14 protein-coding genes are annotated in these 16,304 nt (G+C 68.9%); 8 read left to right on the forward strand and 6 right to left on the reverse strand.

Annotated features, from left to right (window positions below; all coding sequences use genetic code 11):
* Positions 1-246: 246 nt before the first annotated feature.
* From ACREEF_RS00910 to nagA, 3 genes are read left to right on the forward strand one after another with little or no spacing between them, the layout of a single operon-like run.
* Complete coding sequence (locus tag ACREEF_RS00910) at positions 247-987, forward strand: GntR family transcriptional regulator (protein ID WP_431563727.1); 741 nt, start codon at positions 247-249, stop codon at positions 985-987.
* Complete coding sequence (locus ACREEF_RS00915; protein WP_431563728.1) at positions 987-2,018, forward strand: SIS domain-containing protein; 1,032 nt, start codon at positions 987-989, stop codon at positions 2,016-2,018. Before ACREEF_RS00910 ends, ACREEF_RS00915 begins: the two co-directional genes overlap by 1 nt.
* Positions 2,018-3,166, forward strand: a complete 1,149-nt coding sequence (gene nagA / locus ACREEF_RS00920; protein WP_431563729.1) for an N-acetylglucosamine-6-phosphate deacetylase — start codon at positions 2,018-2,020, stop codon at positions 3,164-3,166. The genes ACREEF_RS00915 and nagA overlap by 1 nt, the downstream gene beginning before the upstream one ends.
* Here the strand turns inward: nagA and ACREEF_RS00925 are convergent, their stop codons facing one another.
* Positions 3,167-4,120, reverse strand: coding sequence for a rhodanese-related sulfurtransferase (locus ACREEF_RS00925; protein WP_431563730.1), 954 nt, complete (start codon positions 4,118-4,120; stop codon positions 3,167-3,169). It abuts the gene before it with no gap.
* Positions 4,121-4,227: 107 nt separating this feature from the next.
* Between ACREEF_RS00925 and ACREEF_RS00930 the strand changes: the two genes are divergently transcribed.
* Positions 4,228-5,340: a protein-glutamate methylesterase/protein-glutamine glutaminase gene (locus ACREEF_RS00930; RefSeq protein ID WP_431563731.1), complete on the forward strand. Its 1,113-nt coding sequence runs from the start codon at positions 4,228-4,230 to the stop codon at positions 5,338-5,340.
* On the forward strand, positions 5,337-6,146 hold the full coding sequence (locus ACREEF_RS00935; RefSeq protein WP_431563732.1) for a CheR family methyltransferase: 810 nt from the start codon (positions 5,337-5,339) through the stop codon (positions 6,144-6,146). The genes ACREEF_RS00930 and ACREEF_RS00935 overlap by 4 nt, the downstream gene beginning before the upstream one ends.
* 45 nt (positions 6,147-6,191) lie before the next feature.
* On the opposite strand, the gene ACREEF_RS00940 is transcribed toward ACREEF_RS00935, so the two are convergent.
* The 4 genes from ACREEF_RS00940 to ACREEF_RS00955 all read right to left on the reverse strand — a co-directional run bounded on the left by ACREEF_RS00940 (position 6,192) and on the right by ACREEF_RS00955 (position 12,163).
* Positions 6,192-6,674, reverse strand: a complete 483-nt coding sequence (locus ACREEF_RS00940; protein ID WP_431563733.1) for a hypothetical protein — start codon at positions 6,672-6,674, stop codon at positions 6,192-6,194.
* A gap of 204 nt (positions 6,675-6,878) precedes the next feature.
* Positions 6,879-8,837: a methyl-accepting chemotaxis protein gene (locus tag ACREEF_RS00945; protein WP_431563734.1), complete on the reverse strand. Its 1,959-nt coding sequence runs from the start codon at positions 8,835-8,837 to the stop codon at positions 6,879-6,881.
* Positions 8,838-8,861: 24 nt separating this feature from the next.
* Positions 8,862-9,335, reverse strand: a complete 474-nt coding sequence (locus ACREEF_RS00950; RefSeq protein ID WP_431563735.1) for a chemotaxis protein CheW — start codon at positions 9,333-9,335, stop codon at positions 8,862-8,864.
* Complete coding sequence (locus ACREEF_RS00955; protein WP_431563736.1) at positions 9,332-12,163, reverse strand: hybrid sensor histidine kinase/response regulator; 2,832 nt, start codon at positions 12,161-12,163, stop codon at positions 9,332-9,334. The genes ACREEF_RS00950 and ACREEF_RS00955 overlap by 4 nt, the downstream gene beginning before the upstream one ends.
* Before the next feature lie 190 nt (positions 12,164-12,353).
* On the opposite strand from ACREEF_RS00955, the gene ACREEF_RS00960 reads away from it, so the two are divergent.
* From ACREEF_RS00960 to ACREEF_RS00970, 3 genes are all read left to right on the forward strand, one after another.
* A complete protein-coding gene (locus tag ACREEF_RS00960; protein WP_431563737.1) occupies positions 12,354-12,740 on the forward strand; it encodes a response regulator in 387 nt (128 codons plus the stop codon).
* 3 nt (positions 12,741-12,743) lie between these two features.
* The gene (locus ACREEF_RS00965) at positions 12,744-13,091 is read left to right on the forward strand and encodes a hypothetical protein (RefSeq protein WP_431563738.1); all 348 of its coding nucleotides are present in this window, start codon (positions 12,744-12,746) and stop codon (positions 13,089-13,091) included.
* 133 nt (positions 13,092-13,224) lie between these two features.
* Complete coding sequence (locus ACREEF_RS00970; protein WP_431563739.1) at positions 13,225-14,892, forward strand: MFS transporter; 1,668 nt, start codon at positions 13,225-13,227, stop codon at positions 14,890-14,892.
* A 66-nt stretch (positions 14,893-14,958) separates the two neighbouring features.
* Here the strand turns inward: ACREEF_RS00970 and ACREEF_RS00975 are convergent, their stop codons facing one another.
* A complete protein-coding gene (locus ACREEF_RS00975) occupies positions 14,959-16,260 on the reverse strand; it encodes a sugar MFS transporter (protein WP_431563740.1) in 1,302 nt (433 codons plus the stop codon).
* Positions 16,261-16,304: the final 44 nt, after the last annotated feature.

Raw genomic sequence — 16,304 nt, forward strand, 5'->3', positions numbered from 1 at the left:
TCCCCTCCAGAGACCTGCCCCCGCAGGTCAGATATACCCAATTAAAGACCAATATGGCCCGCCCCTCTTCCGCTTGGATCGAGAGAACATGGGAATTGGAGGCAGACTTTCACCAAAGCGTCGCATCTCGCAAGACCAAATTTCACATTGGGCCTAAACTTTTCTCATATTGGTTCTTGATTGGTCGCATAACATCAGTTCAGATGACGTCAGTCGGGGATGACCAGAACTCGGGGGGAGGACGTCATGCCGTTTCTTGAAGCCATAGGATCGCTGGACGCCCAACGTCCCGCGCCGCTGTACCAGCAGCTGCAGCAGGCGGTGCGCCAGGCCATCGAGCGCCGCACGCTGAAGCCGGACGACGCCCTGCCGCCCGAGCGCGACCTGGCCAACGAACTGTCGGTGTCGCGCATCACGATTCGAAAGGCCTTCGACGGCCTGGTGGCCGAAGGGCTGCTGACCCGCCGTCAGGGCGCCGGCACCTTCGTCGCCGCCCGGGTGGAGAAGAGCTTCTCCAAGCTGACCTCCTTCACGGAAGACATGGCGGCGCGCGGCCGCAAGGCCACCAGTTCCTGGCTGAGCCGCAGCGAAGGCTCGGTCACGCCCGAGGAATCCCTGACCCTGGGCCTCAGCCCCGGCGCGCCGGTCTATCGCTTCCACCGTATCCGCTACGCCGACGGGGCGCCCATGGCGCTGGAGTATTCGACGGTCCCGGCGTCTTGCCTGTCGGGCGTGGAGGCGGTCACCACCTCGCTCTATCAGGCCCTGGCGGTCAGCGGCCACCGGCCCAACCGCGCCCTGCAACGCCTGCGCGCCGTCCTGTTCACCGACGAACAGGCCCAGCTTCTGGGCGTGGCCCGCGGGGCCCCCGGCCTGCTGATCGAACGCCGCGCCTTCCACAACGGCGAGGCGGTCGAAGTGACCCAGTCCTATTATCGCGGCGACGCCTACGACTTCGTCGCCGAACTGAACGACGGACCCGCCTGATGCGTGCTGAAGACACCCTGATGTTCGCCGAGGCGGCCGATTCGGGCCGTATCGTCGCCGACCAGCTGGCCGCCAACGCCGGCGTCGTGGCCCAGGCCGCCAAGCGCCTGCGGATGCAGCCGCCGACCGCCGCCCTGATCTGCGGCCGGGGCAGTTCCGACAACGCCGGGGTCTTCGCCCGCTATCTGATCGAGACCGAGACCGGCGTCCTGACCAGCCCCATGCCCCTGGCCGTCAGCTCGGTCTATGGCCGGACGCCGAACATTCCGGGCGGCCTGTGCCTGGCCGTGTCCCAGTCGGGCAAGAGCCCCGATCTGGTCGCCGCCGCCGCCGCCGCCAAGGCGGGCGGGGCCTTCGTCGTCGCCCTGGTCAACGTCGAGGGCTCGCCCCTGAGCCAGGTCGCGGATCTGACGCTTCCGCTGCGGGCCGGGCCGGAACTGTCGGTCGCGGCGACCAAGAGCTTCATCGCCAGCCTCAGCGCCATCGCCCACCTGGTCGCGGAATGGAGCGGCGACGCCGACCTGTCCGCCGCCCTGAACCGCCTGCCGCAACAGCTGGACGCCGCCTGGGCCCAGGACTGGTCCGCCGCCCTGCCCGCCCTGATCCCGGCGACCAGCCTCTATGTCGTGGGCCGCGGCCTCGGCTTCGGCGTGGCCCGCGAGGCGGCGCTGAAGCTGAAGGAGACCTGCGGCCTGCACGCCGAGGCCTTCTCGACCGCCGAGGTGCGCCACGGCCCCATGGCCCTGGTCAAGACCGGCTTCCCCGTCCTGCTGCTGCCGCAGTCGGACGCGACGCGCGACGACGCCGAGGATCTGGCCGCCGACTTCGCCCGACGCGGGGCGCGCGTCTTCTTCGCCGGGGCCACGACCGCGCCGGGCGTCACCGCCCTGCCGACCATCAGCGGTCATCCGGCGCTGGAGCCGATCCTGCTGATCCAGAGCTTCTATCGTCTGGCCGCGACTCTTTCGACCGCGCGCGGGTTCGACCCCGACCGCCCGCCCTATCTCAACAAGGTGACAGAGACGGTTTGATGCCCATCCTGCTGCACAACGGGCGGATTCTGGTCGACGGCGCCTTTCACGAAGACCTCGCCGTGGTCGTGGACGGCGACCGCATCGCCGCCATCGGGCCGGAGGCCGCCTTGCGCGCCGCCTTCCCCGAGGCGACGGGCCGCGACCTGAACGGCGACCGGCTGGTTCCCGGCTATATCGACACCCAGGTCAACGGCGGCGGCGGCGTCCTGTTCAACGACGCCCCCACGGTCGAGACCATCGCCCGTATCGGCGCCGCCCACCGGCGGTTCGGCACGACCGGCTTCCTGCCGACCCTGATCAGCGACGACCTGGCCGTCGTCGACCGGGCCATCGACGCCGTCGAACAGGCCATGGCCGAGGGCGTGCCCGGCGTCCTGGGCATCCATATCGAAGGCCCCTTCCTGAATGTCGCGCGCAAGGGCATCCACGATCCGGCCAGGTTCCGCACCCTGAACGACGAGGCCGTGCGCCTGCTGACGCGGATGAAGACGGGCCGCACCCTGATCACCCTGGCGCCCGAGACGACCACGCCGGACATGATCCAGGCGCTGATCGCGGGCGGCGCCGTCGTGGCGGCGGGCCACACCGACGCCGATTATGCAACGATCAGGGCGGCGCTCGACGCGGGCCTGACCGGCTTCACCCACCTGTTCAACGCCATGTCGCCGCTGAAGAGCCGCGCGCCGGGCGTCGTCGGGGCGGCGCTGGAGAACACCACCGCCTGGTGCGGCGTCATCGTCGACGGCCACCATGTCGATCCGGTGGTGCTGAAGCTCGCCCTGCGCTGTCGCCCGGCCGACCGCTTCATGTTGGTCACTGACGCCATGCCCAGCGTCGGCGCGGAAGGCGACCACTTCTTCCTGCAGGGCCGACGCATCACGGTGAAGGACGGCGCCTGTCTGGACGAGCGCGGCGTGCTGGCCGGATCCGATCTCGACATGGCCTCCGCCGTCCGCAACGCCCGCGACCTGATCGGTCTGGACCTGCCCACGGCCGTCATGATGGCCTCCGGCGCCCCCGCCGCCTTCCTGGGCCTGGAGCGCGAGCGCGGCCGCATCGCGCCGGGGTTTGCGGCGGACCTGGTGCGGCTGGATGACGACCTGAAGGCGGTCGAAAGCTGGATCGACGGGCGGACGGCGGCCTGACTAATCGCCCCGCTTCGGCGTCGCGCCAACGTGGTCGATGCCCAGGCGGGCGGCGATCTCCATCTGCTTCTGCCGCTCGGCGTAGCCTTCGCGCTGCTCATCCGTGCGCGCATCATGGCAACGGTCGCAGCAGACGCCCTCGACGTAGTGGGGCGAGCGGCGCGCCTCGGGGCTGACCGGCATCCGGCAGCCACGGCACAGGCTGTGGTCGCCCTCCTTCAGCCCGTGACCGACCGCCACCCGCTCGTCGAAGACGAAGCAGTCGCCGCGCCACAGGCTCTCGGGCTCCGGGATGGTCTCAAGATATTTCAGGATGCCGCCTTCCAGGTGGAAGACCTGCTCGACGCCCTCATTCTTGAGGAAGGCGGTGGCCTTTTCGCAGCGGATGCCGCCGGTGCAGTACATGGCGACCTTGGGCGGATTCGGCCGATCCAGCAGGGCGCGGCCATGCTCGCGGAACCAGTCGGGAAACTCGCGGAAGGTGCGGGTATTGGGCTGGACGGCGCCTTCGAAGACCCCGACCTCGACCTCGTAGTCGTTGCGGGTGTCGATGACGATCGTGTCGGGATCGGCGATCAGAGCGTTCCAGTCCTGGGGCGAGACATAGGCGCCGACGCCCTCGACCGGGTCGATGTCGGTCACGCCCATCGTCACGATCTCGGCCTTCAGCCGCACCTTCATGCGGTGAAACGGCATGGCCTCGGCGGTCGAGTATTTCAGTTCCAGCCGGTCGAAGCCCGGCAGGGCGCGCACCCCGTCCACCACGCGGGCGACGGCGGCGCCCGGCCCGGCGATGGTGCCGTTGATCCCCTCGTAGGCCACCAGAAGCGTGCCGCGCACCTCGTCGCCGCACAGGTCCAGCAGCCGCGCCCGCACCGCCTCGCGATCCTTGATGGGCGCGAAGCGATAGAGGGCGGCGACGCAGACGGGTTCGGGTTGGAGTTCGGCGGTCACGGGCGGTCCACGGCAGGGAGGAAGCCGTCTCTATAGGGACTTGGACGCCCTGCGTCAGCGTCGACGGCTCGTTTACAACTATGGGCTACACATCCTTGTCGTTCTGAATGGGGGTGGTCGTTTTGTCCGTAGCCTCAGCGTCGCTAACGTCGAATCCAGTTCGCGTCATGGTGGTCGACGACAGCGCCATCGTGCGCGGTCTGATCGTCCAGCTTCTGGAGCATGATCCCGGCATCGCCGTCGTAGCGCGGGCCGCGCAGGGCGAGGCGGCGCTGGCGGAGCTGGATCGCACCCCGGTCGACGTCGTGGTTCTGGACATCGAGATGCCGGTCATGGACGGTCTGACCGCCCTGCCCCTGATCCTGAAGAAACGCCCCGAGGTGAAGGTCATCATGGCCTCGACCCTGACGCGGCGAAACGCCCGCATCAGCCTGCAGGCGCTGCAAGCCGGGGCCGCCGACTATGTGCCCAAGCCCGAGACCGGCGGCCTGGTCGGGGCCGAGGACTTCGCCCGCGAACTGACCGCCAAGGTGAAGGCCCTTGGCCAAAGTCGGGGCCAGATCCAGGACCGTGGCGGCGCCCTGCCGTCCGCATCGGCGCCCGCGCCCGCGGCCCCGGCCGTCCGCCCCGCCCCCCTGTCGCCGCCGGTCCGGCCGCAGGTTCTGGCCATCGGCGGCTCGACCGGCGCGCCGCCCGCCCTGATGACCCTGTTCCAGGACCTGAAGGACGGCCTCGAACAGGCCGTGCTGCTGACCCAGCATATGCCGCCGACCTTCACCGCCATGCTGGCCGAACAGCTGGAACGGTCCGGCGGACGCCCGGCGGCCGAGGCCCGCGACGGCGAGCCCATCCTGCCCGGCCGCATCTATGTCGCCCCCGGCGGCTGGCACATGACGGTCGGCCGCAGCGGTCAGGTGCCGGTCATCCGCCTGAACCAGGAAGCGCCCGAGCATTTCTGCCGTCCCTCGGTCGATCCCATGCTGCGGTCGGCGGCGGCGGTCTATGGCCCCGGCCTGCTGGCGGTCATCCTGACCGGCATGGGAGCGGACGGGGCCGAGGGCTGTCGCGCCGTGGCCGGCGCGGGCGGACGCTTCATCGTTCAGGACGAGGCGACCAGCGTGGTCTGGGGAATGCCCGGTGCCGCCGCCCGCACGGGCCTGGCCGACGCCGTCCTGCCCCTGCCGCAGATCGGTTCCTGGATTCGGCGGGCCTGCGCATGACCGTCGCCTATGAGAGCTTCCGCAAGCTGGTGCTGGACCGCTCCGGCCTCGTGCTGACGGCGGACAAGGACTATCTGCTGAAAAGCCGGCTGGAGCCGCTGGCCCGCAAGGACGGGTTCGACGGCCTGGATCAGCTGCTGGCCCAGGTCGGGTCCGAGCCGTCCGGGGCCTTGGCCCAGCGCTGCATCGACGCCATGGCGACGCATGAGTCCTTCTTCTTTCGCGACACCACACCCTTCGACCAGTTGCGCGACACGCTGCTGCCGGAGCTGATGGCGGCGCGGGCGCAGACCAGGACCTTGCGCATCTGGAGCGCCGCCTGCTCCAGCGGACAGGAGCCCTATTCCCTGGCCATGCTGCTGATGGAGGAACAGGCGCGGATGCCCGGCTGGCGCATCGACATCCTGGCCACGGATATGTCCCTGCCGATCCTGGAGCGCGCCCGCACCGGCCTCTACAGCGATTTCGAGGTGAAACGCGGCCTGACTGACGCCCGGCTGACCCGCTGGTTCACCCGTCAGGGGGATCAATGGCTGCTGTCGCCGCAGATCCGCTCCATGGTCCGGTTCGCGCCGCACAACCTGCTGGCGGGAACGACAGGTCTGGGCCGGTTCGACCTGGTCTTCTGCCGCAACGTCCTGATCTATTTCAACCGCGAGCATAAGCGCGCGGCGCTCGCCCAGATCGGTCAGGCGCTGGAGCCGCACGGCGCCCTGGTGCTGGGCAGCGCGGAGACCGTGGTGGGTCTGGAGAGCGGCTTCGCGCCGGTCGTGGGACTGAGAGGCGTGTTCAGGCCGGGTGCCTAATCTCGTCTGCTGACCCTGCCGATCCCACAAATGAGAGCTTTGACACTAGATAGAAGCGGGCATTTCCAGCTCAGCTGAAAAAACAGCTCGACGATCCTTAAACGCACGTTCCAGAGTTTGGCGCGCCTCAAGTACCTGAGCACTTTGTTCCGGCCCTTCATGCTCGCGGAGCACCTGAGCGGCTCGATACCAATCAAGAAATGCGCTCCGAACTTCTGGACCGAACAAAAATGTCGCTTGATCATGCGCCTTATAGAATGCGATCTCAGTTTCTTTCCGAACCTCGCCCCTAAGAACCCACTCCGCAAGCCAACTATCAATAGCGAGATAGACAGTCATTCTACGATCAAAAAGATCCGTCTTGATCTTTAGCGCCTCAAGTTTTTGCAACTCATGCTGGATACGCGTTTGCCGCTTTTGAATGGCTATCTGATTTTTGCCAACGCACCACGCCGCAGCTACTGCAGCGAATCCGGTAGCCAACGTCGCAGCAGCCTCCCATGAGATAAAGGCAAACTCGTAGGCCATACCGTCCCCCGACGCGTCATCTAAGATTCTGAAAGCTACTATAGCGATACTATCGAGGTATCGTTAGCCGCTTCACTTCGGGAACGGCTTGATACCCGTTTTCCTGCCATCAGCTGGGAAGGAAAGTGGAAACGACTCAGGGGGCGAAGGCGGTGTCACGCGCCTTCGCCCCGCTCCGTCTCGTCGCGGCCCGCAGGGGGGGGCTCAGGCGGCGGCGAGACGATCCATTTCCGCCGTCAGGGCCTCGGCCTGGCGGGCCAGTTCGCCCGAGGCGCCCAGCAGTTCAGACGAGGCGTCGCTGGTCTGGACCGCCGCGGCGTTGACCCCGGCGATGCTGGTCGAAACCTGACGCGTGCCCTCGGCCACCTGGGCGACGTTGGCGGCGATCTCGCGGGTGGCGGCGGACTGTTCCTCGACCGCGCCGGCGATGGCCGAGGCGATGTCGGCCACCTTGCGGATGGTGTCGGTGATGCTGCCGATGGCCCCGACCGAGGTCTGGGTCGCCGACTGCATGGCCGAGACCTGGGACGAGATTTCGTGGGTGGCCCGCGCCGTCTGGTCCGACAGGCTCTTCACCTCCGAAGCCACGACGGCGAAGCCCTTGCCCGCCTCGCCCGCCCGCGCCGCCTCGATGGTGGCGTTGAGGGCCAGCAGCTTGGTCTGGCCGGCGATGTCGTTGATCAGGGTGACGACGTTGCCGATCTTCTGCGCCGCATCGGCCAGGGTGCGGATCGAGTCGCTGGTGCGGTCGGCCTCGGTCACGGCGTGCTGCGAGATGCTGCTGGACTCGGCCACCTGACGCGCGATCTCGGCGATGGAGGCGGTCAGCTCCTCGCCCGCCGACGACACGGTCTGGACGTTGACCGAGGTGACCTCGGCCGCCGCCGTCACGGCCCCGGCCTGACGCGTGGTCTCCTCGGCCGTGCCCGCCATGCCCTCGGCCGTGGCCCGCATCTGCGAAGCCGCCGAGGCGACGATGCCCGAGATCTCCGTCACCCGCGCCGCCACCTGCTTCTGGGCGGTGATGTCGGTGGCGTATTTGACGACCTTGTAGGGCTTGCCGTTCAGATCGAGGATCGGGTTGTAGCTGGCCTGGATCCAGATCTCGCGTCCGCCCTTGCCCAGGCGGCGATACTGGCCCGCGTCATAGTCGCCGCGCCGCAGCTTGTCCCAGAAGGCGAGGTAGTCGGGCGAGCGGTCGTAGCCCGTCTCGACGAACAGGCTGTGGTGACGCCCCACCACCTCGTCGCGGCGATAGCCGACCGTGTTGAGGAAGTTGTCGTTGGCGTCGCGGATGGTCCCGTCCATGTCGAACTCGATCACCGCCTGGGCCTTGTTGATGGCCGCGATCTGGCCTTCGAAATTGGCGGTGGCCAGCTTCTGGTCGGTGATGTCGGTGGCGTATTTGACCACCTTGAACGGCACGCCGCGCGCGTCGAGGATCGGGTTGTAGCTGGCCTGGATCCAGACCTCGCGCCCGTCCCGTCCCAACCGCTTGTACTGGCCGGCGTCGTATTCGCCCCGGCCCAGCTTCTCCCAGAAGGCGCGGTAGGCGCCGCTCTGCACCTCGTCGGGATCGACGAACATGGAGTGGTGGCGGCCGACGATCTCCTCCAGCCGATAGCCGAGCGTGGCCAGGAAGTTGCCGTTGGCGCTCTGGATCACGCCGTCCAGACCGAATTCGATCACCGCCTGGGCCTTGTTCAGGGCCTCCAGCATTCCCGTATGCTTGCGCAGTTCGGTGACGTCGTTCCACTCCAGCACATTGCCGACGTAGTCGCCGCCGGCGTCCAGCACCGACATGACGCGCAGGGCGAAGCGCAGGTCGCCGACGCTGATCTCGGCGATGTGCGGCGTCGCGCGGGGCGCCGCCAGAAGCTGGCGCTGATGCCGGGGGTCCTTGTGGAAGATGTCGATGGACGTCCCGATCATCTGATCCAGCCGCGCCCCGGGGAAGGCCTTGGCGAAGGCCGCCTCGTTGGCCTTGAGCAGGGCGACGGTCGCGTCGTTCATCTGGATGATGGTCAGGTCGCGGTCGACCATCATCAGGGCGGCCGAGGTCTGGTCGACAACGGCGCGGGAGAAGGCGTCCGTGTCCAGATCGGTTGCGGTTTCGGGCAGGTCTTCAAGTTGGGGAACAGCGGCGGAAGCAATGCGCGACATGGGGCAGCTCCTTGAAGGTCCGGTTCAGGCCGAGGTCGAAGGCGACGGCGCGGAAGCCAGGGTGAAGGTTCGTTCGATGTTGAGGATCAGAAGGGACGCGTCGTCGTGGCGGTACAGGCCGTCGCACAGCTCGCGCCATTCGGGCGCCAGGGTGACGGGCAGAGGCTCCTTGGCCGAGCGTTCCAGCCACAGGACGTCGCCGACGTCCTCGACCTGAAGGGCGTAAAGCTCGCCCCCGCGCTCGACGATGACGCTCATTTGCGGCTGGCCGTCCTCGCGCGGCGGCAGGCCCAGGCGGCGGCGCATATCCACCGCCGTGATGATGCGCCCCCGCAGGTTCAGCGACCCCGCCACCTCGAACGGCGCCAGAGGCACCCGGTCGATCCGCACCGGCGCGATCACGTCCTGAACCCGCAGCAGGGGAACCCCGATCATCTGATCGCCGACACGGACGGAGACGAAGCCCTCGGACGAGGGTTCGATCGAAGCGGGGGTCATGCGGCCTCCTGATCGTCGGTCCGGGTTGCGGCCCCGGTCTCGGAAAGGACTTCAGCGACGTCGCTCAGCAACGCCTCTTGCGGAGGGCCGCTCAGCGACTGGACGCCCAGGCCCAGAAGCGGCGTGGCGTGCCAGGACGAGGCCCGGCCGAAGGCGGCGGCCATCCGTCGCGCCGCCGGTCCCGCCTGGCTGGTGTCGGCCAGGATCAGGTCGAAGGCGGCGCCCGCGTCGTGCAGCACCAGCGCCGCCTCGGGGTCGCTCGCCACCTCGACCTCATAGCCCGCCTGGGCCAGCAGGGGGCCGAGCAGCATCCGCACGAAGGGGCTTTCGTCCACGACCAGCAGGCGTTTGGCGGCGCGGGCCGGCGCCGCCGCGGGCCCCGGCTCGGCCAGGCCGTCGCAACGCCGCCAGTAGAAGTCGACGTCGATCAGTTCGGTCGCCCGGCCCGCCACCACGATGCTGCCGGTCACGCCGGTGGACGATCCCGCCAGTTCGGCGGCGGCGGCGGCCTCGACGATGTCGACGATCTCCTCGGCCATCAGGCCCAGGCTGCGCTCGCCGCGCGAGAAGACCAGCAGCGGCCGCTTGGCGGACGGCGCCTGGGCCAGCGCAACCCCGTCGGCGCCCAGCACCGGCATCAGCTGGCCGCGATACTGGACCAGCGAGCGACCGTCGGCCCATTCCAGCGTCGAGGGCTCCAGCTCCTCGATGCGGGCCACGCCCGCCAGCGGCGCGGCCTTCAGCGCCCCGTCGGCGGCGCGGAAGACCAGGAGGGACTCCGAACGGTCGTCGCCGGCCACGGCCTCGATCGTCGCCTCGTCGCCGCCGTTCAGCAGCGACGCCGCGCCCGCCTCGACGGCCATGCCCTTGAAGTCCAGGATCATGATGACCGAGCCGTCGCCCAGGATGGTGGCCCCGGAGTAGAGCTTCAGATGGCGCAGGATCGAGGCGGTCGGCTTGACCACGATCTCCTCGGTGTCGAACACCCGGTCGACGATGACGCCGAAGGTGAAGGCGCCGACGCGGGCCACGACGATGCAGGCCTCGCCGCGCGGCCCCTCGGGCGCCTCCAGGCCCAGCAGGGCCTGCAATGACACCAGCGGCAGCAGCCGGTCGCGCAGCCGCAGAACCTCGGCGCCGTTGATCTGTTCGATCCGCCGCCCCGCCGCGCCGTTGGCGCTGACCAGTTCGATGATGCTGGCCTGGGGCATGGCGAAACGCTCGCCGCAGCATTCGACCACCAGGCCGGCGATGATGCTGAGCGTCAGGGGGATGCGGATGGTGAAGCGCGTCCCCTGCCCCTCGACCGAGGCCAGTTCTATGGCGCCGCCGATGGCTTCGATATTGGTGCGGACCACGTCCATGCCGACGCCGCGGCCGGACACGGCCGTCACCGAAGCGGCGGTCGAGAAGCCGGGCAGGAAGATCAGCTGGCGCGCCTCGGCGTCGCTCATCGCCGCCGCCTGGGCGGGATTGATCAGACCGACGTCCAGCGCCTTGGCGCGGATGCGGTCGGCGGGCAGGCCGCGACCGTCGTCGGCCATCTCGATCAGGATGGCCCCGCCTTCGTGCCGCGCCGACAGGGTGATGCGGCCCATCTCCGGCTTGCCCGCCGCGCGGCGCTGCTCGGGCGTCTCCAGCCCATGGTCGGCGGCGTTGCGGATCATGTGGGTCAGGGGATCGCGGATCAGCTCCATGACCTGACGGTCCAGCTCGGTGTCCTCGCCGGTCATGACCAGGTCGATGCGCTTGCCCAGGTCCGAGGCCAGGTCGCGCACCAGTCGCGGCAGCTTGGCCCAGGCGCCGCTGATCGGCTGCATCCGGGTGGTCATCACCCCTTCCTGCAGTTCGCTGGTCACCTGATTGAGACGGTGCAACGGCCCGGCGAAGGGCGTCTCCGGCTGGTCGCGCAGGGTCTGGATCAGCTGGTTGCGGATCAGCACCAGCTCGCTGACCATGGTCATCAGACCTTCCAGGGTGTCGACGCCGACGCGGATGGTCTGGGGCCCCTTGGACGGTTCGGAGGCGGCGCGGTCGGCGCGGTCGCCCCGGGCCGGTTCGGCCTCGCTCTCGGCTGCCAAGGCGATTGGCGGAGCAGCGGCCAGAAGGGCCTCGACCGCCTCGGCCTCGGCTTCCAGATCCAGCAGGCCTTGGCGCATGACCTGAATGAAGCGCGCCTCGTGCGCCGCGATCGCCTCGCCGAAGGTCTCGGCCAGGGCGTGTCGATAGGCGCCGGGCGCCGCCGTGCCGCGCGCCGCGCCGCACAGGCTGTCGCGCCATTCGGCCTGCAGCCGATCCAGGTCGATCCCGGCGAACAGGGCGCCGGTTTCGGGCGCCATGACCAGGCTCGCGATCGCGCCTTCGCAGGCGGCGTCCAGCGTCGCCTCGCCCCCGGCCCGTTCCAGCAGAGGGCGCTGCGCGACCGCCGGCGCGGCCGCCGCCGGGGCCGCCTCGCCCGCGAAGATGCGGTCCAGACGGCCGATCAGGGCGGCGTCGTCGCCCTCGGGCTCGACGCCCGTGTCGGCCAGTCCCTCGATCACGGCCCGAACCACGTCCACCGCGTCGAGGATGGCCGAAACGGAAGAGGCGTCCACCGCCAGCGAGCCGTCGCGATAGAGGCCCAGAACGTTTTCGGCGGCGTGGGCCACGGTCTGCAACCGCATCAGGCCGAGGAAGCCCGAGGCCCCCTTGATGCTGTGAATCAGACGGAAAATGTCGCCCAGCAGTTCCGGATCGTCCGGCGTCTGCTCGAAGCGGACCAGCTTGGCGTCCACCGCCTCAATGCCCTCGCGGGCCTCGGCGACAAACTCGTTGATGACGTCGTCCATAGTCGAGCGCCCCCATCCGGAACGACCCTGCAGCCGTCCATCCGAAGGTAACCATCACGGTAAATCAGTTAATCCAAGCTTAAGCTTACACATCCTATGGATGTATCGCCGCCGACGGAAAGAATCCGGGGCGACGCGTTCTTCATTCACGGCGACCCACGAGGTCGCACTTGTGCAAACGAGGGATCGAATGGCCGCGGACAAGAGCATGAACGTCCTGGTGGTGGACGACTACAAGTCGATGGTGCGTATCGTGCGGGGAATGCTGAACCAGCTGGGCTTCGTCAACGTCGACGACGCGCCCGACGGGGCCGCCGCGATGGCTATGCTGAAAGAGAAGACCTACGGCCTGGTCCTGTCGGACTGGAACATGCAGCCGGTCACGGGGCTGGAGCTGCTGAAGCAGGTCCGCGCCGAGGAAAAGACCAAGGCGACCCCCTTCGTCATGGTGACGGCCGAGGCCAAGGTCGAGAACGTCATCGCCGCGCGTCAGGCCGGGGTGAACAACTACGTCATCAAGCCCTTCACCCTGGCGGTGCTGAAGCAGAAGCTGACCTCGGTCGTGGGCGAGATCTGAACCATGACGCCCCCCATGACTCCCCAGCAGATCCTGGCCGAGATCGACCATCTGCGGCGCGAGCTGGCCGCCGCCGTCGACGACATCCTGACCGCCGCCGAGGAGGGGGTGGCCCTGACGCGCGGCGATCCGGTGGACGCCGAGGCCGTGACGGCGACCTTCCACCGCGTCTTCGAGGCCTGCAGTTTTCAGGACCTGGCCGACCAGAGGATCAGCCGCCTGCTGACCGCCCTGACCGGCCGGAAAGCGCCGCCGCGCCCGGACGCCGCCCTGCTGAACGGCCCCGCCATGGCCGGCGAGACGGGCCTGGAGCAGTCGGCGGCGGATGCGCTGCTGAACGCCTCGGGCTGAATCGGACTAAACTCCGCCGAAGTTCGGGGGCCTGGCTTGCCAAGCCCGCGGCAAAGGGGTGCAGTAGGGCTTCGTTCCGCAGTCACCGATCGGGCCTCGCCATCCTGATGTTCAGTTCCAGCCGGTCCGCCGCATGACCGCCCCTGAGACCGCGCCGCGCGTGCGCACCGGGGCGCTGGCCCCGCTGAACCATCCGGTCTTCCGCGCCGTCTGGATCACCAGCCTGGTGACCAATTTCGGCGGCCTGATCCAGTCGGTCGGCGCCGCCTGGATGATGACCTCCATCGCCTCGCCCCAGATGGTCGCCCTGGTGCAGGCCTCGGTCTCCCTGCCCATCATGATGCTGTCGCTGGCGGCCGGCGCCCTGGCCGACACGGTGGATCGGCGCAGGATCATGCTGGCGGCCCAGAGCTTCATGCTGCTGGTCTCGGCGGGGCTGGCGGCCATGACCTGGATGGGGTGGATCACGCCCTGGGTGCTGCTCAGCTTCACCTTCCTGATCGGCTGCGGCGCCGCCTTCAACGGCCCGGCCTGGCAGGCGTCGGTCGGCGACATGGTCCCGCGCGAGGATCTGGCCGGGGCCGTGACCCTGAACTCCATGGGCTTCAATCTGGCGCGCAGCGTCGGTCCGGCCATCGGCGGCATGATCGTGGCGGCGGCGGGCGCGGCGGCGGCCTTTGCGGTCAACGCCTTCAGTTATGTCGGTCTGCTGATCGTCCTGTTCCGCTGGAAGCCGGACCGGCCCAAGCAGGCCCTGCCGCGCGAGGGCCTGCTGGCCGCCATGGCGGGCGGCCTGCGCTACGCCTTCCTGTCGCCGCGCGTGACGGCGGTGCTGCTGCGCGCCGTGGTCTTCGGCGTCGGGGCCAGCGCGGTTCAGGCCCTGATGCCGCTGGTGGCGCGCGAGGGCGGCGGCGGCCCACTGGTCTTCGGCCTGCTGCTCGGCGCCTTCGGGGTAGGCGCCGTGGGCGGAGCCCTGTTCGTCGGCAAGCTGAGGGCGAAATACGAGACCGAGACCATCGTCCGCGTCGCCGGCCTGACCTTCGCCGCCGCCGCCGCCGTCATCGGCTACAGCCCCTGGCTGATCCTGACCCTGCCCGCCCTGATGATCACGGGCGCGGGCTGGGTGCTGGTGCTGTCGACCTTCAACGTCACGGTGCAGATGTCGGTGCCGCGCTGGATCGTGGCCCGGGCGCTGGCCCTCTATCAGATGGCGGCCTTCGGCGGCATGGCGGGCGGCAGCTGGCTGTGGGGATCGATGGCCCAGCATCAGGGGCTGGACGTGGCCCTGGGCCTGTCGGGCGGAGTGCTGCTGCTGTCGGTGCTGATCGGCCTGCGCGTGCCCCTGCCCTCGACCGCCAACCTGAACATGGACCTGCTGAGCCGCTGGACCGAGCCCAGCACCGAGGTCGCCATCGAACCGCGCAGCGGCCCGATCGTCGTCACCATCGCTTATCAGATCCGCGAACAGGACATCGACGCCTTCCTGGAGGTGATGGACGAGCGGCGCCGCATCCGTCGCCGCGACGGCGCGCGTCAGTGGCACCTGCTGCGCGACCTGGCCGAACCGAACACCTGGATCGAACGCTACCACACTCCGACCTGGCTGGATTACGTGCGCCACAACCAGCGCATCACCAAGGCCGACGCCGAGACGTCGGAACGGATACGCGCCCTGCATCAGGGACCGGGCAAGCCGGTGGTCCACCGCATGATCGAACGCACCACCGTCCCGCTCTCGGCCGATCTGCACGGCCCGCGTGAGATCACCGAGCCCCTGACCGACCCGACGCGGGCGTCCTGAGGGCGCATACGAAAAGGCCGCGTCCGATCGCTCGGACGCGGCCTGATTTCACCCGTCGCAACCCCGTCAGTGCGGCGAAGCGACCGGACCTTCCGTCTCGCGGCCCTTGGTGCGGGCGCAGGCGATGGCGAAAACAGTCAGCAACAGATAGCCCGCCACCGGCACGAAGAAGCCCAGGTGGATGTCGCCCGAACGGTCGGCCACCTGCGCCGCCAGCAGCGGCAGCAAGGCCCCGCCGATGATGCCGAACACCAGCAGACCCGAGGTCGAGGCGGCCGGGGCGCTGGAGCGCTCCAGCGTCAGGGTGAAGATGCTGGGGAACATGATGGAGTTGAAGAAGCCCACGGCCAGGGCCGCATAGGCCGCCGTCACGCCGCCCGTCTGGGTCACGATCAGGCACAGGGCCGCCGCGACGATGGTGCACAGCGTCAGCAGCACGCCCGCGTGGATGCGGGTCAGCAGCCAGGAGCCGACGAAGCGGCCGACCATGGCCCCGCCCCAGTAGAGGGCGACCATCTTGCCCGCCGCCTCGACCGGGATGTTCAGCACGTCGGGGCCTGACAGGAAGTTGGTCAGCATATTGCCGATGGCCACTTCCGAGCCGACGTAGATGAAGATGGCCAGGGCGCCGAACAGGGCCCAGCGCGACTTCAGCGCGGACAGGATGGCGGCCGCGCCGACTGGCTCGGCGGCGTCATGGGCCGGGGCGGCGGCGTTGATCTGCTTGCGCGCCGAGAAGATGAAGCCGGCGATCAGGGCGAAGAAGGCCCCCATGCCGAGGAAGGCGATGTCGATGCTGCGCAACGACTCGCCGCGCGTGGCGACCGTGACGACTGCGCCCGCCGCGAAGACCCCGCCGGTCAGCAGGACGTGCGCCCCCAGCCACGGCCCGACCGTGGCCCCCAGGGAGTTGAAGGCCTGGGAGAAGACCAGGCGGAAGTGCGAGCTCTTCTTGGTCCCCAGTTCCGCCACCAGGGGGTTGGCCGCCACCTGCAGCAGGGTCACGCCCGAGGCGATGACGAACAGGGCCAGCAGGATGCCGGGATAGAAGTCCAGGGTGGTGGCCACCGGCACGATCAGGCAGCCCAGCACCATGGTCACCAGGGCGGCGATGATGCCCCGGCTATAGCCCAGACGCGACACCGCCGCCGCCGCCGGCAGCGAGGCCACGCCATAGGCGATGAACCAGGCGAAGGTGGTCAGGAAGGATTCTGTGTAGCTGAGGTCGAACACCCGCCGCACCGCCGCGATCAGCGGATCGATCAGCGAGGTGGCGAAGCCCCAGGCGAAAAAGAGGCTGGTGACACAGGCGAAGGCGAGGCCGGTGCCGCGCGTCGCGGCCTCCGCCACGGACTGAGGTCGGCTCATGGTCGCTCCCCGAAGGAAATCTTGATCAGGCAAAAAAGAGGGGG

Source organism: Brevundimonas sp. (genome assembly GCF_050729455.1).
Lineage (GTDB): Bacteria > Pseudomonadota > Alphaproteobacteria > Caulobacterales > Caulobacteraceae > Brevundimonas.